This window comes from Actinacidiphila alni (genome assembly GCF_900112845.1).
In the GTDB taxonomy this organism is placed as follows: Bacteria; Actinomycetota; Actinomycetes; order Streptomycetales; family Streptomycetaceae; genus Actinacidiphila; species Actinacidiphila alni.
In genome coordinates this window covers 266,845-292,246 of sequence record NZ_FONG01000007.1, presented here as the reverse complement: position 1 = coordinate 292,246, position 25,402 = coordinate 266,845, and the positions used below count along the sequence as shown (strand labels likewise).

The window sequence follows — 25,402 nt, the reverse complement described above, 5'->3', positions numbered from 1 at the left end:
GTGACCACTTCTAGGGGGAGGCGCGTCCGGGGCTGGACGGCGCTGGTAGTCGTGTCGTTGGCAGCGGGGGCATGGGGGATCGGCGGGGTGGCGGCGGCCGAGCCGCGCGCGCGGTGCCCGGCCGGAACGGGCCATGGCCGGGCCGCGTCCTGCCACGCCGTCGAGCCGTCCCGGCACCAGCCGCACGAGGGCCGTGAGCCCCGCCGGACGCAGCAGCCGCCGCAGCACGCGACGCGTCATCCGTCATCCGCACCGGCCCCGCACCGGTCGTCGCGACCGGACCCCGGGCCCGCGCCCGATCCCACACCCACCAGCCGACCCACACCCACGAACACGCCCACGTCGAAACCGCAGCCGAAACCGAAACCCAAGCCCGCGTCGACGCCGACGCCGAGGAAGACGTCCGCGCCGTCGCGCACGCCCGCACCCGTCCCCGTATCCCGTCCCGAACCCACGCACCGGCCGGACCACGGGCACGAGCCCGCCGACCCCGGGCCGGGTCATCACGAGCCGGACCACCGTAAGCCCGTCCACCACGACCCCGGTCGGCACGACCCCGGACGCCACAACCCCGGCCACCGGCCGCCCGGTTGGCATCATCCCGGCGGCCACCTGCCCTGGTGCGCCGTCCGGCCGGCGCACTGGCCCTGGACCTGGCTGTGCCACCGCCACCACCGTCCCAAGCCGTGCCCGACCCCCACACCGACTCCCACCCCCACACCGACCCCGACGCCGACACCCACCCCGACACCGAAGCCCACACCCACCCCGACCCATGAAGCGGTGGTGAAACCACGTCCCAAGCCCCCCGTACCCAAGCCCGCGCCGAAGCCGGCGCCCGTACCGGCGCCCGTACCGGCGCCCGTGCCCGTACCGACTCCGCCACCCGTACTCGCGCCCGTACCCACACCGAAGCCCGTGCCGAGGCCCGCGCCGCCCGCCGCGCCGGCCGTCGTGCACTGGCCGGAGAAGGCGCCCGAGCCCGTCGCGGCCCCGAAGCCGCACCGTCGCTCGCTGATGATCACGATGATGCTCACCACCGTGCCCGGCGTGCTGGCCGTCGCCGTGCTGCGGCCCGGCTCCGGCACCTACCGCAGGAACAACTGACCGTGGAACGAGGGGGATTTCGGCATGTCGCAGTGGTTGGCGCTGGTGATCGCGATGATCGCGGTCTGCGCGGTGGTGCTGAGCGTGGTCGTGCTGCGCACCCGCAGGATCACCGAGGACGACGACCCGTCGGAGACGCCCGACGTCATCGAGTACATGGTGATGATGATCGGCGTGGTCTACGCGATCGTGCTCGGACTGGCCATCGCCGGTGTCTGGGAGGGGCGCAGCGGCGCGCAGGCGGACGTGCTCGCCGAGGCGCAGGCGCTGCACGAAGTGAGCGCGCGCGTGCAGGTGTACCCCGCCGACGTGCGTGACAGGATCCGCGCCGACGTCACCGCGTACGCGGAGTTCGTGTCCGACAAGGAATGGCCGTACATGAAGAAGCACGGCGAACTCTCGCCGAAGGGAACGGCGTTGCTGGACACGATCCGCAAGGACGTCGCGCAGTACGACCCCAAGTCCGATCTCGGCGCGCAGGCGTACCAGCCGCTGGTCGACGAGGTCGCGGCCGTCGACCAGGCGCGCGCCTCGCGCGGTCAGAGCGCGGGCGCGACGATGCCGGGGATGGTGTGGTTCGGCCTGATCACCGGCGCGTTGGTGACGGTCGGGCTGATCTTCACGCTGCAGATCCGGCGCTCGCCCAAGGAGTTGCTGCTCGCCGGGCTGTTCAGCGCGCTGATCGCCTTCCTGCTGTTCCTGATCTGGGACATGGACGCGCCCTTCGGCGGCGGTCTTTCGGTCTCCGCCGACGCGATCAAGGATCTGGTGCTGCGCCGCTGACACGACCGGCGCTCCCGGACACGACGAAGTGGCTCCCCTGCCGGGCCTGGCAGGGGAGCCACTCTCATGTGCGCGGCCGCCGGTCACAAGGACCTTGACGTCACCGCCAGTTGGACACGTTCACGTTCTCCAGGACGCCGAGCGCGTCCGGCACCAGGACGGCCGCCGAGAAGTACGTGCTGACGAGGTAGCTGATGATGGCCTTGTCGTCGATACCCATGAAACGCACATTGAGACCGGGCTCGTACTCGTCGGGCAGCCCGGTCTGGTTGAGGCCGATGACGCCTTGATTGTCCTCGCCGGTACGGACGGCGATGATCGCGCTGGTACGGGCCGCGCTGATCGGGATCTTGTTGCAGCTGAGGATCGGCACACCGCGCCACGCCGGGACCGTGGAGCCGTGCACCTCCACCGGGTCCGGGTACAGGCCCGCACGGCTGCACTCGCGGCCGAAGGCGGCGATCGCGCGCGGGTGGGCGAGCAGGAATTTGGTGCCGCGGCGCCGGCTGAGCAGCTCGTCGAGGTCGTCGGGGAGCGGCGGGCCCGCGTGCGGCTGGATGCGCTGGTCGTAGTCCGCGTTGTGCAGCAGCCCGAACTCCGGGCTGTTGATCAGCTCGTGCTCCTGCCGCTCGCGCAGCGCCTCCACGGTGAGCTTGAGCTGTTGCTCGGTCTGGTTCATCGGCTCGTTGTAGAGATCCGCGACCCGGCTGTGGACGCGCAGCACCGTCTGGGCGACGCTCAGCTCGTACTCGCGCGGCTTGACCTCGTAGTCGACGTACGTGCCGGGCAGCGCCTCCTCGCCCTTGTGGCCCGACGCCAGCTCGATCGCGGCCTCACCGCGCTTGTTGACCCGCTGCTGCGGGATCGCGCGGTACGCCGCCAGGTGCGTACGCAGCGACTCCGCCTGGCCCAGCAGCGGTTCGAGTGCCTGCCGGGGGAGCGCGAGCACCGTGGTGACGGTGGCCGCGCGGGCCGTCCAGTCCCAGGTCCCGTCGCCGGTGAGCAGTGCCTGCTCGCCGAAGTGGTCGCCGTCGGCGAGGACGCCGAGCCGGGTCGGCTCGCCGTACGAGCCCTCGCCGAGCTTCTCGACCTTGCCGTGCGCCAGCAGGTAGACGGTGTCGGCGGGGGAGCCGGCCTCCGCGATGACCTCGCCCGGCTGGTACTCGCGCTGGACGAAACGATCCGCCAGCGCGGTCAGCGCGCCGACGTCGTCGAACGACCGCAGCGCGGCCAGTTCGCCCAGCTCCTGCGGGATCACCCGGACCTCGGACCCCGTCTTGACGAAGGTGACCCGCCCGTCCCCGACCGAGTAGCTCAGCCGGCGGTTCACCCGGTAGGTGCCCGCGTTGACCTGCACCCAGGGCAGTACGCGCAGCAGCCACCGGGAGGAAATGCCCTGCATCTGGGGCGCGGACTTGGTGGTCGTCGCCAGATTCCGGGCGGCGGCCGTGTCCAGACTGGTCCGCGCCCGGCCTTCGGAGGGAGTGCCGAGTGCGGTGTCCTGGCCCGCATCAACCGACATGTGCTGTCCTTCCCGTAAGCGGGTGATACGGCCCCATTCTTTCGGTGACGCAGAGTGCTGACTATTGCCGAAACGAGTGAGAATACTTTACGAATATCCGGATCCGGGGCAGTCGGCGGGCATGTGCCGCCGCCTCATGCGGGGTGTGCCCGGCGGCGCGCGGCCCGGCTCGAACCCGGGTGCGTCACCGGGGAGTTCGGGGGCAACCGGTGGATGGAGACGCCAGCGGGCGTCACCGCACCGAGACCGCCGCCGACGCCGTCGGCGGCCCCGCCCCAGGAGGTTCACATGCTCGCCGGAGTCGGAGCCGTCATCTTCGCCATCGCCTACATCATCAACGCCACGAGCACGAGCACGGACGCCGGCTTCACGCCGATCAGCCTGCTGCTCGCCGGACTCGTCTTCGTCGCCCTGCACCTGGCGGGCGTCGGATCGGGCTGGGCGGTGCCCGCCAGACGCCGGCGCCGCCGCTGACCGGTGCGGGGGCCCGCGACCGGCCGGGCGCGGCGCGTGCGACAGGCTTTAGAGCGCCTCGACGACCGAACCGCGGTCCGGCGGGGTGCCCTGCGGCGGGATCGTCAGCGGTACGGCGGCGAGCGCGGCCGCGATCGCGCTGCGGCGCTCGCGGCGGAAGACGTATGCGGCGAAGGCCCCCGCGCCCAGCAGCGCGACGAAGGACATCAGGGTGCCGAGCCAGCTCGCACCGAGCCACTGCCCGCCGATCCAGCCGAGTCCGACGCTGTAGGTCGCCCAGGCGACCCCGGCCAGCGCCGACCAGGGCAGGAATTCGCGGGGCTTGCGGCGGGCCGCTCCGGCGCCCAGGCTCACCACGCTGCGGCCCGCGGGCGCGAAGCGGGCGAGGACCACCAGCGCGCCGCCGCCCTGGTGCAGCACCTGCCCGAGCCGCTCGTGGGCGCCCGCCAGGCGGCGCGAGGAGGCCATCCTGCGGTCGAACCAGTCACCGCCGCGGAAGGCCAGCCGGTACGCCAGCAGGTCGCCCAGGCAGGACGCGGCGGCGGCGCACACCAGCAGCGTGAGGACGTCCAGGATGTCGTCGCGCGCTCCGGTGGACCCGGCGGTGGCCGCGCTGATCACCAGCACGCCGCTCGGCAGCACCGGCAGGAAGACGTCCAGGACGACCGACAGCGCGACGAGCACGTAGATCCAGGGCCAGTCGAAAAGAGAGCCCAGGCCTTGCAGCACCGCGCCTCCCTCGTCGTCCGCCAGTACGTACCCGTGTCGTGCCTTGGTGATGCCGTGCGTGTCCTGCCCGTTGGCTCCGCCCCCGGTCCTTTACCGACGTTTTGCCTCGTCAAGCAGGGTTCCGAAGAGGTGCCGCGCGGTGATCGAAGATCTTCATCCACCGTCAGCCGTACAGCGTACGCCAAGGGCGGCCGACGGGACCGGCGAGGGCGCGTGACGTAGTAGACATCACGTCGTGAATACTCCGGGCGCCGCCGGTACCGCGCAGGTCACGGGCGTGCGGCCGGGGCGGCCTACAGTGACCCACGTGGCTTGCCAACTCGCGGCTTCCGCGCCCGCCCCACCAGTGTCCCACCCAGGGCCGCAGGAACCTTTGGCCTCGGCTTCGCTGCTGCCGGTGGACCGCACGCTGGGCGTGGTCCTGGCGGTGCTGCTGCTGGCCGCCGTCGCGGTCGCCGCGTGGGCGCACCTGGCCGACGAGCACGACACGTATGCCCGCGGCATCGCCACGGCGGGCGTACGGGCCGCCGTCCAGCTCGCGGTGGTCGCCGCCCTCATCGGCTGGGTGGTCAAGCACGAGGCGGCGCTGCTGGGCTTCGTGGCGCTGATGTTCGCCGTCGCCGCCCGTACCGCCGGGCGCCGTGTCACCCGCAACGGCACCTGGTGGTGGGCCGCGGTGCCGATCGCCGCGGGCGCGCTGCCGGTGGTCGTCCTGCTGGTGCTGACCGGCCTGGTGCCGGTGGACGGGATCGCGCTGATCCCGGTGGCGGGCATCCTCATCGGCGGCGCGCTCACCGCGACCGTGCTGGGCGGGCGGCGCGCCCTGGAGGAGCTGCGGCTGCGCGCGGGCGAGGTGGAGGCCGCGATGGCGCTGGGCTTCACCGACCGCGACGCGCGCCTGGAGATCGCCCGCCCGGCCGCCTCGGGCGCGCTGGTGCCGGGCCTCGACCAGACCAGGACCGTGGGTCTCGTCACACTGCCCGGCGCCTTCGTCGGCATGCTGCTCGGCGGCGCGAGCCCGGTGACGGCCGGCGCCGTCCAGTTCTTCGTGCTCATCGCGCTGATGGCGGTGCAGGCCGTCGCCGTCTCCGTCGTGCTGGAACTGGTCGCCCGCGGCCGCATCACCCGCACGGAGTCGGCCCGCGAGCCCGGCCGGAAGCCGGGGCGGCCGGGCCCGAAGGCCGTACGTGACCGGGCGCACGGCGGGCCGCGGTGATCGTCGCGTAGACTGCTCGCAGCAGAAGGGGAGTAGCTCTTCGCCGGACCGTCGACATACTGCCCAGGTCAGCCGCTGTTCGCTGTCGTGAGCCGGCGCCCGGAGGCGGGAAGCGCGCGTCACGTGTGCGGACCGCCAGCGAGACCTTCGGCCGCAGTGTTCCGACGCTGCCGTGCCGAAGCGATCTCGGGAACGGGCCCCCGTTCCGCCGGTTCTCTCGGTGCGGCGCCCCGACCGATCGAGGACCAGAACCCGTGCTCAGCCTGACCGTCATCGCCGTCGTCTTCGGCGTCATCTTCCTTGCCGAACTCCCGGACAAGACCGCGCTCGCCGGGCTGATGCTCGGCACCCGCTACCGCGCCTCGTACGTCTTCTGCGGGGTCGCGGCGGCCTTCGTGGTCCATGTGGCGCTCGCCATCGCCGCGGGCAGCCTGCTCACCCTGCTGCCGCACCGCTGGGTGCAGGGCGTGGTGGGGCTGCTCTTCCTCGGCGGCGCGGCGATGCTCCTCTTCGCCAAGGGCGACGAAGAGGAAGAGGTGCGCGAGCCCGCCGACCAGAGCTTCTGGAAGGTGGCGGGCACCGGCTTCACGCTGATCCTGGTCGCCGAATTCGGCGACCTCACGCAGATCATGACCGCGAATCTCGCCGCCCGCTACGACGACCCGGTCTCCGTCGGCATCGGCGCGGTGCTCGGCCTGTGGGCGGTCGCGGGCCTGGGCATCTTCGGCGGCCGGCTGCTGATGAAGCGGGTGCCGCTGGCGCTGATCACGAAGATCGCGGCGGCCGTGATGGTGGTGCTCGCGGGCTTCAGCCTGTACGAGGCGATCGCGGGCTGAGGTCCGTTTTCGCCTGTGCGTCCGGGCCCGCGTCTCTGCCCGGGCCCGGGCTGCACGGGCCGGTCGGTCCGGTCAGGCGACGACGATACGGAGGCCGCCGTCCGTGGCGGCCTCCACGCGGATCCGCTCCAGCGAGTCGACGTGGACGGTGGGCGCGTGCACGGCCGCGCGCGGGCCGACGCCGACCACCCGCATCCCCGCGGCCTTGGCCGCCGCGACACCGACCTCGGCGTCCTCGAAGACCACGCAGTCCTCCGGGCCGAAGCCCAGTTCCGCGGCGCCCTTCAGGAAGCCCTCCGGGTCCGGCTTGCTGGCGCTGACCCGCTCGGCGGTCACCATCACCGGCGGCAGCGGCAGGCCCGCGGCGGCCATCCGGGTCGTGGCCAGCGCCTCGCTCGCGGACGTCACCAGCGCGTGCGGACGGCCGTCCAGCGCGGCCAGGAACGCGCCGGCGCCCGGGACCTGCACGACACCGTCGGTGTCGGCGGTCTCCTCGGCGAGCATCAGCGCGTTCTCGGCGTAGTTCTCGGCCATCGGGCGGTCCGGGAGCAGCACGGCCATCGTGGCGTGGCCCTGGCGGCCGTGCACGACCTTCAGCACCTCGTCGGCGTCCAGGCCGTGCCGCCCGGCCCACCGGCGCCAGCAGCGCTCCACGACGGCGTCGGAGTTCACCAGCGTCCCGTCCATGTCCAGCAGCAGGGCTTTCGCGGGGAGGACGGGCATTTTCTGGGGCTCCTCGGGGTCGGTACGCGCGGTAGGTACGGCAACGTGGCCCCGCCCGCCGGTCAGGGTGAGCGGGCGGGACCACTTTGTTTCTCCACGGTACAAAAGCGGGGCGTCAAGCGCCAGTCCCGACGTCCACGTACTGGAGCAGGCCCCATGTGAAGTGCGCGACGACCCGCTCGCCGGCCGGGCCCGTCACCTGGAGGCGCGCCCTGCTCGGTGCGTCCGGCTCCAGCATCGCCGCGGGCGGGAAGGCGGCGGCCACGTCGTCGACCGTGCACGACCACGGGGTGAGGTCGGCGATGTCCCGCAGCCGCGGGCGGGGGGCGCCCGGGGCCCGGACCAGCCACTCGTTCCACACCGCTCCGCCCTGCGGCGCGCACAGCACCTCGAAGCGGAGGTCGGGCCACAGGGGGAGCTTCCACCGGAGTGCGCGGCACTCCACGTCTCCGATTCTGCGGGCGGACTCGCTTTCCGGGGGGCCCAGCACCATTCGATAGCGGCGGACGCCGCCGGGGTGGGTGCGGGAGTGGGCTCGCGCCTGCCACTTGCGGTGCGCTTCCCTCGCCTCGGCCCTGGTCGCGCCCAAGGCGCGCAGCGCCTCGGTCACCAGCTCCGGCTGGTGGTCCGCCATCCTTCTCAGCAGCACGAGCTGGAATTCGCCCACACCGTCATCTCCACCCGAGGCCACGCCCCGACCCTAACCCGCCCCTCGCGGGAGGAGGGTGAGTGATCTCCTGCGGAGGGCGTTGCCCCTCAGGGGCGCGGGGAACTGCGCGCTCAGCCCACGCGCGCCTTCAGGCGAAAGACCGCCCTCAGCGGGGCAGACGCTGTTGTTTTTGCGACCACCGGGCCGGTGGGGGCTGGTCGCGCAGTTCCCCGCGCCCCTATCGGGCACCCTCCTCCGCAGGGTGCGGGCAAGGGGTCGCGGCCCCAAAGACATCGGGCGCCCACCTCCGGGAGGTGCGGGTGGTCAGGAGGTCTGGTGCTCCAGGGCCGCTCGGGTGTGGGGGCCGTAGACCCCGGAAGCGTCGCCCTGGACGCCGTACCAGATCTGGAAGAGGGCGACGGCCCGCTCGACGCCGCGGTCGAAGGTGCCGTCGACCCGCCCGTGGTAGACCCAGACGTCGATGAGCCGCTGCTGCAGATCCGCGACGGCGGCCCCGGTGTCGCCCTGCTGGAGGACGGGAGGCCCCGCGGTCGCGGGAGAGGCGACGTGATCCGATGGGGAGGCCGACGGCGCGGTGGTGGTGACGGTGGCCGTGGGCGACGCGGTGCCGGCCGTGGTGGGCGGCGGGGTCGTGGACGCGGCCGCCGTCGGGGACGGCGCGGAGGCCGTGGGCGAGGGCGGAGCCGACGTCGTGGGCGCCGCCCGCTGCGCGGGCACTCGGCGTGCGGCCGCCTCGGTGGCGGTGCCGCTGACCCCGGCGACTTCCGTCGGCAGCTCCACATCGGGCACCGACGCGCTCCGGTCGGGCGGCATCGCCCGGTCGGTGCGCGGCTCGTCGCCCATCACCTGGCCGGTGACGGCCACCGCACCCGCGGCCAGCGCCGACGCCGCGACGGCCGCGGCGGCGACCACGATGCCGCGTCTGCGCCTTCGGTGCCTGCCGTGCGCCGCGGCCGGTCCCGTATCGCGCCCGCCCGGGAACTCGCCCGGGAACTCGCCCGGGAACTCGCCCGGAAGCTCGGCCGGGTACTCGACCCCGGAGTACGCCTCAGGAAAGAGCCCGAGGTCCCCCTCGGCAGGACCGCCGTCGAAAGACGGCGACAGCAGCGGACGTACGGTCGTCTCGCCCGCCTCGCCGTCCGGCTCCGCGACGTAGGGGCGCAGCCGCAGCGGGTGGAACCCCTCGGTGGCGGCGAGAGCGGCGGCCCGTTCGGCCGAGCGCTCGGCGGCGCGTGCCTCGGTGGCGGGAGCGCCGTCCCCGGCGTACTCCTCGCGGGCAGCGTCCGGCTGCGGCGCCACTGGATTCCCCTCCCTGGCCGTCGTTCGCAAAAACGCATATTCGCAAAGACGTGCCGATTATGCCGACCTCTGGCGGTCCGCGCAGCCCGCTGTCCGCACAAGTGGCCGACTACCGGAGGCCAAAGTCGTACAAAGGGTGGGAATATGTGGTTCCGACCGTCGGGGGATGACGCGAGGAGCCGTTCCATGGCCCAGGACACCACGACCGCCGCGGGCCCGGCGCCGGCCGAGCCGGGGGAGTACCAGGACAAGCGGGCGGTCCGGATCGCGATCGGCGCCCTCGCGCTCGGCATGCTGCTGGCCGCCCTCGACCAGACCATCGTGTCCACGGCGCTGCCGACCATCGTCAGCGAACTGGGCGGCATCGACCATCTGTCCTGGGTCGTGACGGCCTATCTGCTGGCATCGACCGCGGCCACCCCGCTGTGGGGCAAGCTCGGCGACATGTACGGCAGGAAGCGGCTCTTCCAGACCGTCATCGTGATCTTCCTGCTGGGTTCGGCGCTGTGCGGAATCGCCCAGAACATGGGGGAGTTGATCGCCTTCCGGGCGCTCCAGGGCCTGGGCGGCGGCGGGTTGATCGTGCTGTCGATGGCGATCGTCGGTGACATCGTGCCGCCCCGCGACAGGGGCCGCTACCAGGGCGTGTTCGGCGGGGTGTTCGGCGCGAGCAGCGTGCTGGGCCCGCTGCTCGGCGGGGTCTTCACCGAACAGCTCTCCTGGCGCTGGGTGTTCTACATCAACCTGCCGATCGGCATCGTCGCTCTCGCGGTGATCGCCGCGGTGCTGCACATCCCGGTGCGGCGCACCGCGCACCGCATCGACTACCTGGGCATGGCGGTGATCGCCGCCGCCGCGACCTGCCTGGTACTGATGACCTCGCTCGGCGGCGTCACCTGGCCGTGGGGCTCGGCCGGGATCATCGGCCTCGCGATCGCCGGCGCCGTACTGATCGCGGTGTTCGTGCTGATCGAGCGGCGCGCGCAGGAACCGGTGCTGCCGCCGCGGCTGTTCCGCAACCGTACGTTCCTGCTCTGCTCGATCATCTCCTTCATCATCGGCTTCGCGATGTTCGGCGCGATGACGTATCTGCCGACCTTCCTCCAGGTCGTGCACGGCTTCTCGCCGACGCTGTCCGGGGTGCACATGATCCCGATGGTGATCGGCATGCTGCTGTCGTCCACCGGTTCCGGACAGATCGTCAGCCGCACCGGGCACTACAAGGTCTTCCCGATCGCGGGCACCGCCGTCATCACCGCCGGACTCCTGCTGCTGCACACCCTCGACGAGTCCACCAGCACCTGGGTGATGAGCCTGTACTTCCTGGTGTTCGGCCTCGGGCTCGGCCTGGTGATGCAGGTGCTGGTGCTGGCCGTGCAGAATTCCGTCGGCTACGAGGACCTGGGCGCGGCCACCTCGGGCGCCACCTTCTTCCGCTCCATCGGCGCGTCCTTCGGCGTCTCGCTGTTCGGCACGATCTTCGCCAACCGGCTGGCGGACAAGCTGAGTTCGGCCTTCTCCGGCACATCGCTGCCCGCCGGGGTAGACCCCTCGCAGTTCCAGGCCGACCCCAAGGCGGTCGGTTCGCTGCCGGAGTCGGTCAAGGGGCCGGTGCTGCACGCGTATTCGGCCTCGATCACGACGGTGTTCCTGTGGGCGGTGCCGATCGTGCTGGTCGGCTTCGTCCTGGCCTGGCTGCTCAAGGAGCAGCCGCTGCGCGGCACCGTCACCGTGCCGGACGCCAGCGAGACGCTGGGCACCAATCCGGTCGAGCGGTCCTCGCTCGACGAGATCGCCCGCTGCCTGTCGCTGCTCGGCAGCCGCGACGCCCGCCGCGACCTCTACACCCGCATCACGGACCTGGCCGGACTCGACATCCACCCCGCCACCAGCTGGCTGCTGCTGCGGCTGGCCCGCGACGGCGAGGGCGACCCGGTGGAACTGGCCCGCCGCACCACGGTGCCCGCCGACGTCATCGAGGAGGCCGCCGCCGAGTCCGAGAGCCGGGGCTTCGCCGTACGCGACGGCAATCCGCTGGTGCTCACCGCGTCGGGGCGGGCGCTCGCGGAGCGGCTGACCGAGGCGCGCCGTACGGTGCTGGCCGGGCTGCTCGGCGACTGGGACCCGGCCAAGCACGCCGATCTGGCCGCGCTGGTCACCAAGCTGAGCAGCGAATTGTGCGGCTGCGACGGCGACCGGCCGAACCGTGGCACGCAGGCCAGGGCGGCGACCGGCGGCGCCACCGCCGTCTGAGACGCGAAACACGAGGCGCGGAATCCGACGTGCGAAACCCGAGGCACGAAACCCGAGGCGTGAAACCCGAGGCGTGAAGCCGCCCGTTTGCGGGGCCCGGCAGTGGCAAGCCGTGCATGAAGAGAGCACGTCACTGTCTGACGGCCCGTAGAACGGGAGGCACATGCCATGTCCACCGGAGCGGTAGTAGCCATCATCGTGGTGGCGGTGATCGTGGTCGCGCTGATCGCGTTCCTCGCCGTACGGGGCGGCGGGGCGGGAGGCATGTCGGGAGCGCGGCTCAAGCACCGCTTCGGACCGGAGTACGACCGCGTCCTCGACGGCCACGACGGCGACGTCAAGGCCACCCGTGCGGAGCTGTCCGAGCGGGTGAAGCGGTACGGCGGCCTGGAACCGCGGCCGCTGTCCGAGCGCGACCGTGAGCGGTACGGCGCCGAATGGAACGCGCTCCAGGCGAAGTTCGTCGACGAACCCGCCACCGCCGTCGGCCAGGCCGACGCCCTGATCGGCCGGATCGCCGCGGAACGCGGCTTCCCCGGCGCCGACTCGCCCGAGCACTTCGACGCGCTGTCCGTGCACCACCCGCACAGCCTCGGCGGCTACCGGCAGGCCCACACCCTGGCGGGCGGCCCCGGCGCGTCCGGCGTCGCCGGCGGCGCGAGCGGTCACGGCGGCCCGCAGAAGCGGCAGTCGACCGAGGAACTGCGCAAGGCGCTGGTCAATGCGCGCGGCCTGTTCGAGGACCTGACGCGCGACGACGGCCGGCCCACCCGGGCCACCACGGCGGACGACGAAGCCGCCGCGACCGAACCGTACGAGCCCGACGCCGACGAGAGCGCCGACACGGACGCCACGGACACGAAGACGGCGGGCCACCGGGCCCCGCTGAGCGAGCGGTTCGCCGCGCTCACCGGCGGACGGCGCGACCGCACCGACGACGACGAGCGGCTCTGAGGCCGGTCGCCCCGGGCCCCGGCCGACCGCTCCTGACGGGGCGTCGGCCGCCGGGCCGGCAGGAACACCGACAGGGAGATGACAGACGATGAGCGACCTGCGCCATGAGCACGAGCGGGACCTCCGCTCCGGCACGGAGGACGAGCGCGCGGACGAGGCCCGCAAGGCCGATGAGCGCGTGAACGAGGCCCGCAAGGCCGACGACCGCGCGAGCGAGACCCCCAAGGCCGGTGGCCGTACGGCCGACGGCGGGACCACGCCGGGAGCGCGGGACACCCGCGACACCCGGAGCACGCGGGGCGTCCCGAACGCACCGGACACCAAGAGCGGCGCCGACACACTCGGTACGGCGGACAGAACGGACGGGCCGACCAAGCCCGGAATCCTGCCCGACCGCCCGGAACGCGCGCCCGCGACGGCGCCCGAGGCCGGACGTCCGGACCCCGGCAGGACCCCGGAACCCGCGCCGGCCGGCCCCGCGCGTCCCACGGGCAAGCCGTCCGTGCCGGCGCCCCGCACCCCGGCGGAACCCGCCGCGGGCACCGACAGCGCGGAGAAGGCGGCCGGCCAGGCCCCGCACGGCACCGGCGGCGCGGAGGAGCTGGACCGGCTCGGCCACCGGATGGAGCGGGCGATCGGCGGCTTCGTCGACGACCCGCGGCGTGCGGTCCGCGAGGCGGACGCCGTCCTGGAGGAGGCCGCCTCGCGGCTGACCAGGCTGCTGGAGGAGCGCCGCTCCGACCTGCACGGATCGTGGCACGGCGGTGACGGCGACGAGCACACCGACACCGAGGAGTTGCGCGTCGCGCTCACCAAGTACCGCGATATGACACGGCAGTTGCTGACCGTGCTGTGACGCGGCGGCGCCGCCCGCGGCGGGCGGCGCCGGCACAGGGGCCCGACCCGGTACGACCGGCGTCGCGGCCCCGCCGTCGTCCCCGCAGCCCGGCGGATCCGGCCGTCGCGGACCCTTACGCGTCGGGCGGCGCGTCCTCGAAGACCGCGGACGCGTCGAAGGAGGCCCGCCGCGTCGCCCGGCGCAGCGCCCGCAGGATCGCCGGGCCGAGCGTGAACGCCAGCACCGCCGTCAGCGCCGCCCGCGGCAGGTCCCAGCCCAGCGAGGTGGTCAGGCAGTACGCGGCGAACCGCGCCAGATTCGTGCTCAGCGACGCGTGCGGGTCGTAGGCGATGTTCGAGGCGAGGCCGCCGATGTACGGCCAGCCCTGCAGATTCATCACCGTCCCGTACGCGACGGCCGAGACCGCGCCGTACGCCGCGAGCAGCGCCAGCTCACCGCGCCCGCGCAGCGTGTCCGGGCGCGGCAGCAGGCCCGCGCCCATCGTCACCCACCCCATCGCCAGCATCTGGAACGGCATCCACGGCCCCACCCCGCCGGTCAGCAGCGCCGACGCGAACATCGTCAACGAGCCCAGCGTGAAGCCGAAGCCCGGGCCGAGGACGCGGCCGGACAGCACCATCAGGAAGAACATCGGCTCGATGCCGGCCGTGCCCGCGCCCAGCGGGCGCAGTGCCGCGCCCGCCGCCGCGAGCATGCCCAGCATCGCCACGGCCTTGGCGTCCACCCCCGTGTCGGACAGCGTGGCGATCACCACCGCGACCAGCAGCGGCAGCAGCGCCGCGAACAGCCACGGCGCGTCCGTACTGTGCGCCGCCACCGCCGAGCCGTGCGAGGCGAGCAGCGGCCATCCGAAGGCCGCCGCTCCGATGAGGCTCACCACTCCTAGTACGGCGCCTCCGCGGGGGCCTATCCGCACGGGGCGCGGAGTGCCTTCGCGGTCCCTCGGGCGGCGCCCGATGCTTTTAGGGGCGCGAGGAACTGCGCGCTCGGCCACATCCTTGGCGCGGCTTACAAACACGCCCCAGCGGGGCAGACGCTGTTTGTTTTGCGACCACCGGGCCGGTGGGGGCTGGTCGCGCAGTTCCCCGCGCCCCTGAGGGTGAGCGTCCTCCGCACAGTGCGGGCCCGGGGATCGGGGCCTATGCCGGCGCAGCCAATTCCGCATCAGGTGCCGTCCAGGGCGGTGGCGACCTGGGGGACGGTGAGCCAGGGGGCGAGGACTTTGGCGACCTGGGGAGCATAGGCGGGGGAGGACAGGACCACGTCCGGGGCGGGCCCGTCGGCGACGACGGAACCGTCGGCGAGGATCACGACGCGATCCGCCACCTCCGCCGCCAACTCGACGTCGTGCGTCGCGAGCACGATCGCGTGCCCGGCGGCGGCGAGCCGCCGCAGATGGCGGACGAGCCGCGCCTTGGCGGCGTAGTCGAGCCCCCGCGTCGGCTCGTCGAGCAGGAGGACCGGCGGCTCGCCCGCCAGGACGATCGCGAGGGCGAGCGCGAGCCGCTGCCCCTCGGACAGGTCGCGCGGATGCACCGCGTCCGGCACCCCCGGCAGCAGCTCGGCGACCAGCCGCCGACAGGTCCCGGCCGCGGCCCGCGCGTCCCGGTCGGCGGCGGCGCACTCGGCGGCGACGGTGTCGGCGTACAGCAGATCCCGCGGCTCCTGCGGGACGAGCCCGACGCGGCGTACGAGTTCGCCGGGCCGGGTGCGGTGCGGCACGGCGCCGCCGACCCGCACCGAACCGGCGGCCGGCGTGTGCAGCCCGACCAGCGCGGACAGCAGCGTCGACTTGCCCGCGCCGTTGCGGCCCATCAGGGCGACGGATTCGCCCGCGCGCACGGTCAGGCCGACACCGCGCAGCGCCTCGATCCGGCCGCGCCGCACCGACAGCCGGTCGACCTCGACCAGGACATCGCCGTCGGGGACGGCGGTGGGCGGCGGCGTACGGCCGGCCAGCCGCTCCCGCAGCGGGCCCGCCGCCCGCCGGGCGTCCCGTACCGACAGCGGCAGCGGCGACCAGCCCGCGAGCCGGCCGAGCGCCACCACCGGCGGGTGCACGGGCGATACGGCCATGACGTCGGCGGGCGCGCCGACCACCGGCGGGGCGCCGGGGGAGGGCAGCAGGATCACCTGGTCCGCGTACTGCACGACGCGTTCGAGCCGGTGCTCGGCCATCAGGACGGTCGTGCCGAGGTCGTGCACCAGCCGCTGGAGCACGGCGAGCACCTCCTCGGCCGCGCCCGGGTCGAGCGCCGACGTCGGCTCGTCCAGTACCAGCACCTTCGGGTGCACGGTGAGCACCGAGCCGATCGCCACCCGCTGCTGCTGCCCGCCGGAGAGCGTCGCGATCGGCCGGTCCCGCAACTCGGCCAGGCCCAGCAGGTCCAGCGTCTCCTCCACGCGTCGCCGCATCGTGTCCGGGGCCAGGCCCAACGACTCCATGCCGTAGGCGAGTTCGTCCTCGACGGTGTCGGTGACGAAGTGCGACAGCGGGTCCTGGCCCACCGTGCCCACCACGTCGGCCAGTTCACGCGGCTTGTGCGTACGGGTGTCGCGGCCCGCCACGGTGACCCGGCCGCTCAGCCGCCCGCCGGTGAAGTGCGGCACCAGGCCGCTGACCGCGCCGAGCACCGTCGACTTGCCGACCCCGGACGGGCCGACCAGCAGGCTCAACTCCCCTTCGGGGACGGTCAGTTCAATGCCGGAGACGGCGGGCGCGGCGGCGTCGGCGTAGGTCACCGAGACGTTCTCGAAGCGGATCACGGCGTGGCTCCCTTCACCGGCTCCGGCGCCGACTCCCGTACCAGGTCGGCCCGTTCTTCCCGGCCGGCCCGGTCGGGTGCCGGGGTGACGAACGCCGGGAGCAGCCCCGGCAGCAGCGACAGCGCGGGCCACAGCGGCAGCGTCGGCGCGGTCAGCGGCACCGCCGCCGGATCGAGCGCGGCCGGGTCGTACGACGCGGCCCAGATCATCAGCGCCGCCACCGCCGCGCCCGACCCGGCGACCAGCCAGGCGCGCGGCCCCCAGCGGTCCGGGCGGTAACGGGTGCGCGCCGAACGCCGGCCGCCGAGCCGCAGCCCGGCCAGCGCGGCGGCCACCCCGAGCAGCAGCACCGGCAGCCCGTAACCGGCACCGCTCGCCGACAGCAGCGCGTACGTGCCCGCGCAGATCCCGAGCAGGCCGCCGAGCGTGAGGGCCGCGGTCAACCGGCGTACGGCGGGCGGCACATGGGCCGTACGGCCGTAGCCGCGCGCGTCCATCGCGGCGGCCAGCGCCACCGACCGCTCCAACGCGCCTTCCAGCACCGGCAGTCCGACCTGGAGCAGCGCGCGCAGCCCCCGGTCGTCCCGGCCGCGCAGCCTGCGGGCGGCGCGCAGCCGGGAGACGTCGGCCACCAGATGCGGGGCGAAGGTCATCGCGACGACGACGGCGACGCCCGCCTCGTACAGCGCGCCCGGCAGCGACTTGAGCAGCCGGGCCGGGTTGGCGAGCGCGTTGGCCGCGCCCACGCACACCAGCAGCGCGGCCAGCTTCATGCCGTCCCGCACCGCGAACACCAGCCCTTCCGCCGTCACCCGCCCGCCGATCCGTACGCCCTGCGCCCAGTGCGGCAGCGGCACCTCCGGCAGCGTCATCACTACATGGGTGCCCGGGACCGGCGAGCCCAGCGCCACCGCGAACACCACCCGGATCACCAGCACCGCCAGGCCGAGCCGCAGGAACGCCCCGTACGACCTGGCCCACGGCGCGTCCGTACGGCGCGCGGCCACCACATAGCCCGCGACCGCCGCCACCAGGGCGAGCAGCAGCATGTTCGTGGTCCGGGACGCGGCCGTCGCCAGGCCCAGCGCCCACAGCCACCACGCGCCGGCGTGCACGGCGTTGGAACGGTCGGCGCGCGGAGCCCGTGCCCTCACGGGCGGCGTCGGCGGGTCTGCCACACGGCGGCACCCGCCAGGACGACGACGGCGGCGACGCCCGCGTACACGCCGACGGACGGGCCCCCGCTCTTGCGCTTCGCGCTCGCGTTCGTGTGGGTCGTGCCGCTGACCTGCTCGCCGCAGCCGGCCGCCGGGTAGCCGGCGATCGCGCACAGGATGCCGGCCGAGTCGTAGCGCAGCGGGCGGGCGACGGTCGCCAGCGCGTCCGCCGACGAGGCGTTCTTCGCGACCCGCGCGCAGGCCGTTCGCTGTTCCGGCGGCGCCTCGCCGCCCGGGGCGTCGGCCGTCGTGCCCGCGTCGATCACCAGCGCGACCCGCTTCATGCCTTCCCTGGCGGGGGTCGCCGCGCAGATCGTCGCGAAATCCGCCGTCCCGCGGGGCTGGGCCGCCTTGTCCGCGGCGTCCTTGCTCACCGCGAACCGCCACCCCTCGACGGTGCCGTCCTTCGGCGTGTGCATCGCCGGGCCCGTCTGCGCATACGTCCACGTCCCGCCGCGGGCGCCGAGCCAGTACGACCAGTACCTGTACCCGGCCGCCTGTGCTTGTGCCGCACCGGCCACCAACCCGAGGAACGCGGCCACCACGACCAGCACCCCCGTGAGGGCCCTCACCCGCACCTCTGCGGACGAGGGACGCCCCTTCAGGGGCGCGGGGAACTGCGCGAGCAACCCACCACCGTGGCGCGGCTCAAAAACCCGCCCCAGTGGGGCAGACGCTGTCTGTTTCGCGACCACCGGGCGGGTGGGGGTTGCTCGCGCAGTTCCCCGCGCCCCTGATGGGCCTGGTCCTCCGCATGTGCGGGCAGCGGGCCGCGCCCCTGAGGCACCTGGTCCTCCGCCCGTGCGGGCAGCGGACCGCGCCGCTGAGGGTACGGGCACTCCGTGTCGGGCGAGCGGCTCGCAGAGCATCCGTCAGGCCCCGGGCCGGTTGCGGCGGCGGCCGCTAAGGAGGAAGCCGACGCCGACGCTGGCGACGAAGAAGACGCCGACGATGAGCCAGGTACTGGCGGCGGACGACCCGCCGTCGTCCTTCTTCTTCGCCGAGGCCGAGGCCGAAGCCGCGGGAGCGGGCCGCGGCCCGAGATTGGTGAGCTGCTGCACAAGATCGGCGCCGCCCGCCGCGCGCGGATCGGCCCCGGCGGCGTGCGCGGCCAGCACGAGCTGGGAGAGCGCGGCGGGATTGCCGCGCGACCACTGCGCGGAGTGCGCCGCGAGCCAGCCGTAAGCGGAGGCGGCGGGCGCGAGGTGCCCGGCCGCGGCGAGGGCGACGACCGCGTCCGCGGTCGTCCCGTAGTCGGGCGTCGGGGTGTCGGCCCCGGGCGTGACGGCGGTGAGGTGGTCGCCGCCCGCGGCGAGCCGCGCGGTCAGCCACGCGGCGCCCGCGTCGGTGGAGGCGGCCCGGTCGGCGGCCCCGGCCGGGCAGGCCAGCGGCTTCGCCGCGGTCCCGGCGGCCGGCGGCTTCACGACGAAACCGGCCCCGGCCCCGCCGCGCACCGCGTCCGCGGACGCCTTGGCGTTGACGGCGAGCTTGCCGTCGGTGGGGTAGCCGTAGGAGCCGCGGTCCGTCTCCTTGGCCTTGCAGCCGAACTGGAAGCCGCGCAGCGCGTCGTACGCCGTACCGCCACCGCCCTTGCGGACGGCGGCCGGGTCCTTGCCTGCGGCGGCCAGGGCGCCGATGACGACGCCCGTGGAGTCGGGGTCGGAGGCGGCGCCGGGGTTGTACGACCAGCCGCCGTCGGCGTTCTGCACGCCGGTCAGCCAGTCGACGGCCTTCGCGGTCACCGCGTCGTGGCCGCCGAGCGCGGCCAGCGCCTGCACGGCGATGCCGGTGGCGTTGGTGTCCTCAAGCTTGGGGTCGCACGCCTTGGCGGTGTCCGCGCGGTAGGACGGGAAGCCGCCGTCGGCGCACTGCTGGCCGGTGAGCCAGCTCACAGCGGCGGGGGCCGGGGTGACGCCGTAGGTCGTGAGCGCGAGCAGCGCGTAGGACTGTCGCCACACGCCGTCGTACGTCGGGTCGGCCGTCCCGTACAGGCCCGCGGGCAGCTTCGGCTTCGGCGCGGAAGCGGTGGCGCTCGGGGAGGGGCTCGCGGTGTCGGCCGTGGCGGCCGGGGCCGCGGCGAGGGCGGACAGCGCCGTGACGGCGACGGCGGCCAGGGCGGCGGCGCGGCGGCGCAGGGGCATGGGGGTGGGGCCTTTGCGTAGGGGTGCGGGAGGTGTCCCGATACCTTAACGTCCTGCTGCGAATGTCCGTACGCCCCGGTAGGCCGGTGGCCGGCCCAGCGGGTCACGGGCCCCGGGCCGGGGTGCGGGGGCCGTACCCCGGCCGGCCCGGCCCGTCATAACGAGAACCGGTATCAGTCCTGACGCGGGCCCGGTGCGGCACGCCGACGGGCGCGGGCGGACACCCCGAATGCGTCCGCCCGCGCCCGCCGCCCGTGCGGCTATCCGCCGCGTTTGATGGCCCGTAGAAAACGGGCCAGCGCGGTCGGGGTGGTACTCAGCACGACGGTGGGGTCGTCGCTCTCGCGGAGCAGGACCGCGCCGCCGTCCTCGGCCAGCTCGACGCACTCGCCCTGTTCCTGCGAGTACGTGGACTTCTGCCAAACGAGTGACGCGGGCGCGGTCATCGGCGGGGCCTTTCAGAGGTCTTGGGAGATGTCGCGGATGAAATCCCGGGACCGGGACTGATCCAGCGCCACCTCCGCGAGGGTGTTGTAGAGAACGCGGTAATTGGCGAGATGCGGCGCCGCGTGCAGAAAGCTGATGCCGTGCGCCGAGTCGATCTGGACGGTGTCGAGCGGCCGGACCGGACCGCTCGCATAGAGCATCGCGTGTCCTGAACCTATGTGGCCGTCCGCCGCGAACGGGATCACCCGGACGCTGATGTGCGGCAGGTGGCTGAGTTCCTGGATGTGTTCGAGCTGGGCCCGCGCCACCTTCCCGCCGCCGAAGCGCATGCGCAGCGCGGCCTCGTGGATCAGTGCCTCGTACGGCGGAGCCGTCTCCCGGTAGAGCACCCCCGAGCGCTCCATGCGCTGGGCCACCCGGGCCTCCAGCTCGTTGTCGGGCAGCTGCGGAATGGCGTAGCCGAAGACCGTACGGGTGTAGTCCTCGGTCTGGAACACCCCGGGGATGTGGGTGATCTGGATGGTGCGGAGCCGGGTGGCGTGGTGTTCGAGTTCGGCGATGTCGAGCAGCCCGGCGGGGACGACGCCCCGGTAGGTCTCCCACCAGCCCTTACGGCCCTGACTGTTGGCCATGATCACGAGTGCGTCGATCAGCGCGGTGTCACCGCACTCGTAGAAGGCCGCGAGTCTGCGTAACCGCTCCTCGCTCACGCCGAGCCGCCCCGCCTCGATATGACTCACCTTCGCCGGGTCGGTGCCGAGCAGCCGGGCGGTGTCGCGGGCGGTGATGCCCGCCGCTTCCCGCATTTTCCGTAGCTCTGCACCGAGGCGCTCCTGGCGGGCGGTTGCGGTGCTTCTCAGCGGCATGGTGTCCCTTCTGAATGGTGGTTCCGAGTCTGCCGTTCCGCTCACGCGGGGTCCAGATCGTTTCTGGAAATTTCGGAGACAAGGTTGCAGTGGGGCACTATTGCCCCATATCCTTCGCGCGCTCCCGCGCACGCGAACAGTCAACTCCCTTTGGGTGCAGGTCGGTTGACCGGGTATGCGGTTTCCCGGGTGCCGGGAACGACGGTACGGCGGACGGCGGGCCCGCGGGGACCCGGTGAAGCTCCCGTGAAGGGCCGGTGTGCGGCCGGGCGGCCGGCGGGGCCGCTCCGCACCCGGCGGGGCCGCGCCGGGCGGCACGGGAGGGACTACCGGGGCGCCGTGAGGTCGATCAGCCGGCAGACGGTCTGGATGTCGATCTTCACCTGGGCGATCGAGGCGCGGCCCGACAGCCAGGTGACCAGCGCCGAGTGCCAGGTGTGCTCGATGACGCGGACCGCCGAGAGCTGTTCCGCGGTCGGGGCGGCGTCCAGGCCCATCGCGTCCAGGATGATCGCGGTGGTCAGCCGCGAGACGGTGTCGACCTCGGCGCTCACCGACCGGTCGGCGAAGGTCAGGGCGCGCACCATCGCGTCCGCCAGATGCGGCTCGCGCTGCATCGCGCGGAAGGCCCGCATCAGGGTCTCGGCGACCCGCTCGGCCGGGTCCGCCGCCACCGGGGGCCGCTTGCGCAGCGTCTCGTGGAGCTGCCCGAGCTGGTCCTGCATCGTGGCGACCAGCAGATGGATCTTGGAAGGGAAGTAGCGGTAGAGCGTGCCGAGCGCCACTTCCGACGTCTCGGCGACCTCCCGCATCTGCACGGCGTCGAACCCGCCGCGGCAGGCCAGCTGGGCGGTGGCGTGCAGGATCCGCCGCCGCCGTGCCTCCTGCCGTTCGGTCAGCGGAGGCGAGGGCGGCGGCACCAGCGGTACGGCGGCGGCGGACGGCCTGGAGTCCGTGGTCATCTGCCTCATCCCCTGCCGTGCTGCCGGTGTGCCGCGCTGCGTGCATGATGGCAGGGCGGGTGTCGTGGTGCGAATCACCCGTGACGGCGTGAACCGACCGTCCGGCGGCCGGTAGATTCGGTTTCTGTACCATCACGTCTGAAACTTGTTCTAGATTAGCGCGACAGCGGTTACGCTCCGGCTCGATCGCAACTGAGAAGGGGGCCGGAGTGACCTCACAGGCCAGGCCGCTGCGGATCGCCCTGCTCAGCTACAAGGGCAATCCCTTCTGCGGCGGCCAGGGCGTGTACGTCCGGCACCTGTCGCGCGAGCTGGCCGCGCTCGGCCACCGCGTCGAGGTGATCGGCGCGCAGCCCTACCCCGTACTGGACTCCGTCGGCGAGGGCGTCACCCTCACCGAGCTGCCCAGCCTCGACCTGTACCGGCAGCCCGACCCCTTCCGTACGCCCGGGCGCGGGGAGTACCGCGACTGGGTCGACGCGCTCGAAGTCGCCACCATGTGGACCGGCGGCTTCCCCGAACCGCTCACTTTCAGCCTGCGCGCCCGCCGCCATCTCGCCGCCCGCCGCGCCGAGTTCGACGTCGTGCACGACAATCAGACGCTCGGCTACGGGCTCCTCGGCCTCGGCCTGCCGCTGGTCACCACCGTGCACCACCCGATCACCGTGGACCGCCGCCTCGACCTGGCCGCCGCGCAGGACTGGAAGCGGCGGCTGTCGGTACGCCGCTGGTACGGCTTCACGCGCATGCAGAAGCGGGTGGCCCGGCGGCTGCCGTCCGTGGTGACCGTCTCCGGCTCCTCGCGCGACGAGATCGTCGAGGATCTCGGCGTACGGCCCGGCCGTATCCACACCGTGCCGATCGGCGCCGACACCAGGCTCTTCTCGCCCGACCCGGCCGTCCCCGAGGTGCCCGGCCGGATCGTCACCACCTCCAGCGCCGACGTTCCGCTCAAGGGTCTGGTCTTCCTCGTCGAAGCGCTCGCCAAGGTGCGGACGCAGCGGCCGGACGCCCATCTCGTCGTCGTCGGCAAACGCCCCGAGAAGGGGCCGGTGGCCGACGCCATCAACGGCTTCGGCCTCGAAGAGGCCGTGCGGTTCGTCAAGGGCATCAGCGACGCCGAACTCGTCGATCTCATCCGCGGCGCCGAAGTCGCCTGCGTGCCCTCCCTCTACGAGGGCTTCTCACTGCCCGCCGCCGAGGCCATGGCCACCGGCACCGCGCTGCTGGCCACCACCGGCGGCGCCATCCCCGAGGTCGCGGGGCCCGACGGCGAGACCTGTCTCGCCGTCCCCCCGGGCGACTCCGGCGCTCTCGCCGCCGGCCTCGAACGGCTCCTGGCCGACCCCGCCCTCCGGCGCCGTCTCGCCGCCGCCGGCCGCGCCCGCGTCCTGGCCCACTTCACCTGGACCCGCGCCGCCGAGGCGACGGTGGCCCTCTACCACCAGGCCATCGCGTCCCACCCCCACCGAGGAAGCGCCCCGAAGGGGCGCGGGGAACTGCGCGACCAGCCCCCACCGGCGGGCGGCCCGAGAACAACGGCGTCCGCCCCCCTGGGGCCGGTGGTGACGCGCACCGCCCCGGAGGGGAAGAGCACCGCCCCCTCGGGGCGAACCGAGACTGAACCCGGTCCCGTAGGGAGCAAAAGCTGATGCTGACCGTCGACTTCACCCGCTTCCCGCTCGCCGCAGGCGACCGCGTGCTGGACCTGGGCTGCGGGGCGGGCCGCCACGCCTTCGAGTGCTACCGGCGCGGAGCGCACGTCGTCGCGCTCGACCGCAACGGCGACGAAATCCGTGAAGTCGCCCGCTGGTTCGCGGCGATGAAGGCCGAGGGCGAGGCACCGGAGGGCGCCTCCGCGGTGGCCATGGAGGGCGACGCCCTCCAACTCCCCTTCCCCGACGAGAGCTTCGACGTCGTCATCATCTCCGAGGTGATGGAGCACATCCCCGACGACAAGGGCGTCCTCGCCGAGATGGTCCGGGTGCTGCGCCCCGGCGGCCGGATCGCGGTGACCGTGCCCCGCTACGGCCCGGAAAAGGTCTGCTGGGCCCTGTCCGACGCGTACCACGAGGTGGAAGGCGGCCACATCCGCATCTACAAGGCCGACGAACTCCTCGGCCGGATGCGGGAAGCGGGCCTGCGCCCGTACGGCACCCACCACGCCCACGGCCTGCACGCGCCGTACTGGTGGATCAAGTGCGCGGTCGGCGTGGACAACGACAAGGCCCTGCCGGTGAAGCTGTACCACAAGCTCCTGGTCTGGGACATCATGAAGAAACCGCTGGCCACCCGGGTCGCCGAACAGGCACTGAACCCGCTGATCGGCAAGAGCTTCGTGGCGTACGCGACCAAGCCGCACCTGCCGGTGGACGCGGCGACGATCGCGGACCCGGCGATCGCGGACCCTGCGACGGCGGACGCGACGATCGCGGACCCGGCGTGACCCCTCCCCGCCGCGAGCCCCGGCGCAGGCCGGAACGGGCCGAGCGGCTGGTGCTGCCCGGTGTGCTCTCCGCCGAGCAGGCCGCGGCCACCGTCCGCGGCATCGCGGCGGCGCAGCGCGAGGACGGCGCGATCCCGTGGTTCCGCGGCCACCACCTGGACCCGTGGGATCACGTCGAGGCCGCGATGGCGCTGGACACCGCGGGCGAGCACGACCGCGCGGAGGCCGCGTACGCCTGGCTGGCCCGGCACCAGAACGAGGACGGCTCCTGGTACGCCGCCTACCACGACGGCGATCCGGAGCGGCCCACCGACCGTTCCAAGGAGTCCAACTTCTGCGCGTACGTGGCCGTCGGCGTCTGGCACCACTATCTGTCCACCGGCGACGACTCGTTCGTGGAACGGCTGTGGCCCACCGTCTTCGCGGCGGTGGAATTCGTGCTGGCGCTCCAGCGGCCCGGCGGCCAGATCGGCTGGAAGCGGGAGCCCGCGGAAGAGGGCGGCGCGGTCGTCGACGACGCGCTGCTGACCGGGAGTTCGTCGGTCCATCAGGCGCTGCGCTGCGCGCTCGCGCTCGCCGAGCACCGTGAAGAGCCGCAGCCCGACTGGGAGTTGGCGACCGGCGCGCTGGGCCACGCGATCCGCAGCCACCCCGAGCGCTTCCTCGACAAGAGCCGCTACTCCATGGACTGGTACTACCCGGTGCTGTCCGGCGCGCTGCGCGGCCCGCGCGCGCTGGCGCGGATCGAGGAGGGCTGGGCGCGCTTCGTGGTGCCGGGCCTCGGGGTGCGCTGCGTGGTGCCCAACCCGTGGGTGACCGGCGGCGAGACCGCCGAACTCGCCCTGGCGCTCTGGGCGGTGGGGGAGTCCGACCGCGCGGTGCGGCTGCTGGCCGACATGGCCCATCTGCGGGCCGACGACGGCATGTACTGGACCGGCTACGTCTTCGAGGACGACGCCGTCTGGCCGCTGGAGCGCACCACCTGGACCGCCGCCGCCGTACTGCTCGCGGTGGCCGCGCTCGGGGGGGACGAGGCGACCACCGCGGTCTTCGGCGGGGAACGGCTGCCGGTCGGGCTCGAACCCGAGGTGACCGGCAGGACGGGCTGCTGCTGAGCGGCGGCCCGGCAGGG

Annotated in this window: 25 protein-coding genes; 11 read left to right on the top strand and 14 right to left on the bottom strand. The window is 73.6% G+C overall.

Annotation, left to right across the window (positions count from 1 at the left end; genetic code table 11):
* Positions 1-236 precede the first annotated feature (236 nt).
* Positions 237-419: a hypothetical protein gene (locus BM076_RS14445; protein ID WP_093713894.1), complete on the bottom strand. Its 183-nt coding sequence runs from the start codon at positions 417-419 to the stop codon at positions 237-239.
* 499 nt (positions 420-918) lie between these two features.
* Between BM076_RS14445 and BM076_RS36595 the strand changes: the two genes are divergently transcribed.
* Both BM076_RS36595 and BM076_RS14435 read left to right on the top strand, forming a co-directional pair.
* Complete coding sequence (locus tag BM076_RS36595) at positions 919-1,107, top strand: hypothetical protein (protein ID WP_177246445.1); 189 nt, start codon at positions 919-921, stop codon at positions 1,105-1,107.
* 24 nt (positions 1,108-1,131) lie between these two features.
* Positions 1,132-1,890, top strand: a complete 759-nt coding sequence (locus BM076_RS14435; protein ID WP_093713893.1) for a bestrophin-like domain — start codon at positions 1,132-1,134, stop codon at positions 1,888-1,890.
* A 100-nt stretch (positions 1,891-1,990) separates the two neighbouring features.
* Here BM076_RS14435 and BM076_RS14430 read toward each other — a convergent pair whose 3' ends face one another.
* The gene (locus tag BM076_RS14430) at positions 1,991-3,412 is read right to left on the bottom strand and encodes a family 2B encapsulin nanocompartment shell protein (RefSeq protein WP_093713892.1); all 1,422 of its coding nucleotides are present in this window, start codon (positions 3,410-3,412) and stop codon (positions 1,991-1,993) included.
* Positions 3,413-3,700: 288 nt separating this feature from the next.
* On the opposite strand from BM076_RS14430, the gene BM076_RS14425 reads away from it, so the two are divergent.
* On the top strand, positions 3,701-3,886 hold the full coding sequence (locus BM076_RS14425; RefSeq protein WP_093713891.1) for a hypothetical protein: 186 nt from the start codon (positions 3,701-3,703) through the stop codon (positions 3,884-3,886).
* Positions 3,887-3,934: 48 nt separating this feature from the next.
* On the opposite strand, the gene BM076_RS14420 is transcribed toward BM076_RS14425, so the two are convergent.
* Positions 3,935-4,615, bottom strand: coding sequence for a DedA family protein (locus BM076_RS14420; RefSeq protein ID WP_093713890.1), 681 nt, complete (start codon positions 4,613-4,615; stop codon positions 3,935-3,937).
* Between the two features lie 388 nt (positions 4,616-5,003).
* Between BM076_RS14420 and BM076_RS14415 the strand changes: the two genes are divergently transcribed.
* Together BM076_RS14415 and BM076_RS14410 are read left to right on the top strand one after the other, a co-directional pair.
* Entirely contained in the window at positions 5,004-5,831 is an 828-nt protein-coding gene (locus BM076_RS14415; protein WP_245796065.1) for an ABC transporter permease, read from the top strand.
* Between the two features lie 254 nt (positions 5,832-6,085).
* Positions 6,086-6,667, top strand: coding sequence for a TMEM165/GDT1 family protein (locus tag BM076_RS14410; protein WP_093713888.1), 582 nt, complete (start codon positions 6,086-6,088; stop codon positions 6,665-6,667).
* 72 nt (positions 6,668-6,739) lie between these two features.
* On the opposite strand, the gene BM076_RS14405 is transcribed toward BM076_RS14410, so the two are convergent.
* From BM076_RS14405 to BM076_RS14395, 3 genes are all read right to left on the bottom strand, one after another.
* The gene (locus tag BM076_RS14405; protein ID WP_093713887.1) at positions 6,740-7,390 is read right to left on the bottom strand and encodes an HAD-IA family hydrolase; all 651 of its coding nucleotides are present in this window, start codon (positions 7,388-7,390) and stop codon (positions 6,740-6,742) included.
* A gap of 115 nt (positions 7,391-7,505) precedes the next feature.
* Positions 7,506-8,024: a hypothetical protein gene (locus tag BM076_RS14400; protein WP_093714002.1), complete on the bottom strand. Its 519-nt coding sequence runs from the start codon at positions 8,022-8,024 to the stop codon at positions 7,506-7,508.
* Between the two features lie 339 nt (positions 8,025-8,363).
* On the bottom strand, positions 8,364-9,359 hold the full coding sequence (locus BM076_RS14395; RefSeq protein ID WP_093713886.1) for a peptidoglycan-binding domain-containing protein: 996 nt from the start codon (positions 9,357-9,359) through the stop codon (positions 8,364-8,366).
* Between the two features lie 186 nt (positions 9,360-9,545).
* On the opposite strand from BM076_RS14395, the gene BM076_RS14390 reads away from it, so the two are divergent.
* The 3 genes from BM076_RS14390 (at position 9,546) to BM076_RS14380 (ending at position 13,422) form a co-directional block, all read left to right on the top strand.
* Positions 9,546-11,612, top strand: a complete 2,067-nt coding sequence (locus BM076_RS14390; RefSeq protein ID WP_245796050.1) for an MFS transporter — start codon at positions 9,546-9,548, stop codon at positions 11,610-11,612.
* 168 nt (positions 11,613-11,780) lie between these two features.
* The gene (locus tag BM076_RS14385; RefSeq protein ID WP_093713885.1) at positions 11,781-12,566 is read left to right on the top strand and encodes a hypothetical protein; all 786 of its coding nucleotides are present in this window, start codon (positions 11,781-11,783) and stop codon (positions 12,564-12,566) included.
* A gap of 88 nt (positions 12,567-12,654) precedes the next feature.
* Entirely contained in the window at positions 12,655-13,422 is a 768-nt protein-coding gene (locus BM076_RS14380) for a hypothetical protein (RefSeq protein WP_093713884.1), read from the top strand.
* A gap of 115 nt (positions 13,423-13,537) precedes the next feature.
* Here the strand turns inward: BM076_RS14380 and BM076_RS14375 are convergent, their stop codons facing one another.
* The 8 genes from BM076_RS14375 to BM076_RS14340 all read right to left on the bottom strand — a co-directional run bounded on the left by BM076_RS14375 (position 13,538) and on the right by BM076_RS14340 (position 21,824).
* Complete coding sequence (locus BM076_RS14375) at positions 13,538-14,383, bottom strand: ECF transporter S component (protein WP_245796064.1); 846 nt, start codon at positions 14,381-14,383, stop codon at positions 13,538-13,540.
* 206 nt (positions 14,384-14,589) lie between these two features.
* Positions 14,590-16,191: an ABC transporter ATP-binding protein gene (locus BM076_RS14370; RefSeq protein ID WP_093713882.1), complete on the bottom strand. Its 1,602-nt coding sequence runs from the start codon at positions 16,189-16,191 to the stop codon at positions 14,590-14,592.
* Positions 16,188-17,369 (bottom strand): CbiQ family ECF transporter T component, encoded by a 1,182-nt coding sequence (locus BM076_RS14365; RefSeq protein WP_177246443.1) that lies wholly within the window; start codon positions 17,367-17,369, stop codon positions 16,188-16,190. Before BM076_RS14365 ends, BM076_RS14370 begins: the two co-directional genes overlap by 4 nt.
* Positions 17,342-17,980, bottom strand: a complete 639-nt coding sequence (locus BM076_RS14360) for an SCO2322 family protein (RefSeq protein WP_177246442.1) — start codon at positions 17,978-17,980, stop codon at positions 17,342-17,344. The genes BM076_RS14365 and BM076_RS14360 overlap by 28 nt, the downstream gene beginning before the upstream one ends.
* Positions 17,981-18,280: 300 nt before the next feature.
* Positions 18,281-19,549, bottom strand: coding sequence for a prenyltransferase/squalene oxidase repeat-containing protein (locus BM076_RS14355; RefSeq protein WP_093713880.1), 1,269 nt, complete (start codon positions 19,547-19,549; stop codon positions 18,281-18,283).
* Positions 19,550-19,809: 260 nt separating this feature from the next.
* Positions 19,810-19,995, bottom strand: coding sequence for a DUF397 domain-containing protein (locus tag BM076_RS14350; protein WP_093713879.1), 186 nt, complete (start codon positions 19,993-19,995; stop codon positions 19,810-19,812).
* Positions 19,996-20,007: 12 nt separating this feature from the next.
* Positions 20,008-20,862 (bottom strand): helix-turn-helix domain-containing protein, encoded by an 855-nt coding sequence (locus tag BM076_RS14345; RefSeq protein WP_093713878.1) that lies wholly within the window; start codon positions 20,860-20,862, stop codon positions 20,008-20,010.
* Positions 20,863-21,188: 326 nt separating this feature from the next.
* Positions 21,189-21,824: a TetR family transcriptional regulator gene (locus BM076_RS14340; RefSeq protein WP_093713877.1), complete on the bottom strand. Its 636-nt coding sequence runs from the start codon at positions 21,822-21,824 to the stop codon at positions 21,189-21,191.
* A gap of 209 nt (positions 21,825-22,033) precedes the next feature.
* Here BM076_RS14340 and BM076_RS14335 point away from each other — a divergent pair, with 209 nt between their 5' ends.
* The 3 genes from BM076_RS14335 to BM076_RS14325 are packed head-to-tail and all read left to right on the top strand — an operon-like array spanning position 22,034 to position 25,385.
* Positions 22,034-23,476: a glycosyltransferase family 4 protein gene (locus tag BM076_RS14335; RefSeq protein WP_093713876.1), complete on the top strand. Its 1,443-nt coding sequence runs from the start codon at positions 22,034-22,036 to the stop codon at positions 23,474-23,476.
* The gene (locus tag BM076_RS14330; RefSeq protein ID WP_093713875.1) at positions 23,476-24,270 is read left to right on the top strand and encodes a class I SAM-dependent methyltransferase; all 795 of its coding nucleotides are present in this window, start codon (positions 23,476-23,478) and stop codon (positions 24,268-24,270) included. The genes BM076_RS14335 and BM076_RS14330 overlap by 1 nt, the downstream gene beginning before the upstream one ends.
* A complete protein-coding gene (locus BM076_RS14325) occupies positions 24,267-25,385 on the top strand; it encodes a glucosidase family protein (RefSeq protein WP_093713874.1) in 1,119 nt (372 codons plus the stop codon). The genes BM076_RS14330 and BM076_RS14325 overlap by 4 nt, the downstream gene beginning before the upstream one ends.
* Positions 25,386-25,402 lie beyond the last annotated feature (17 nt).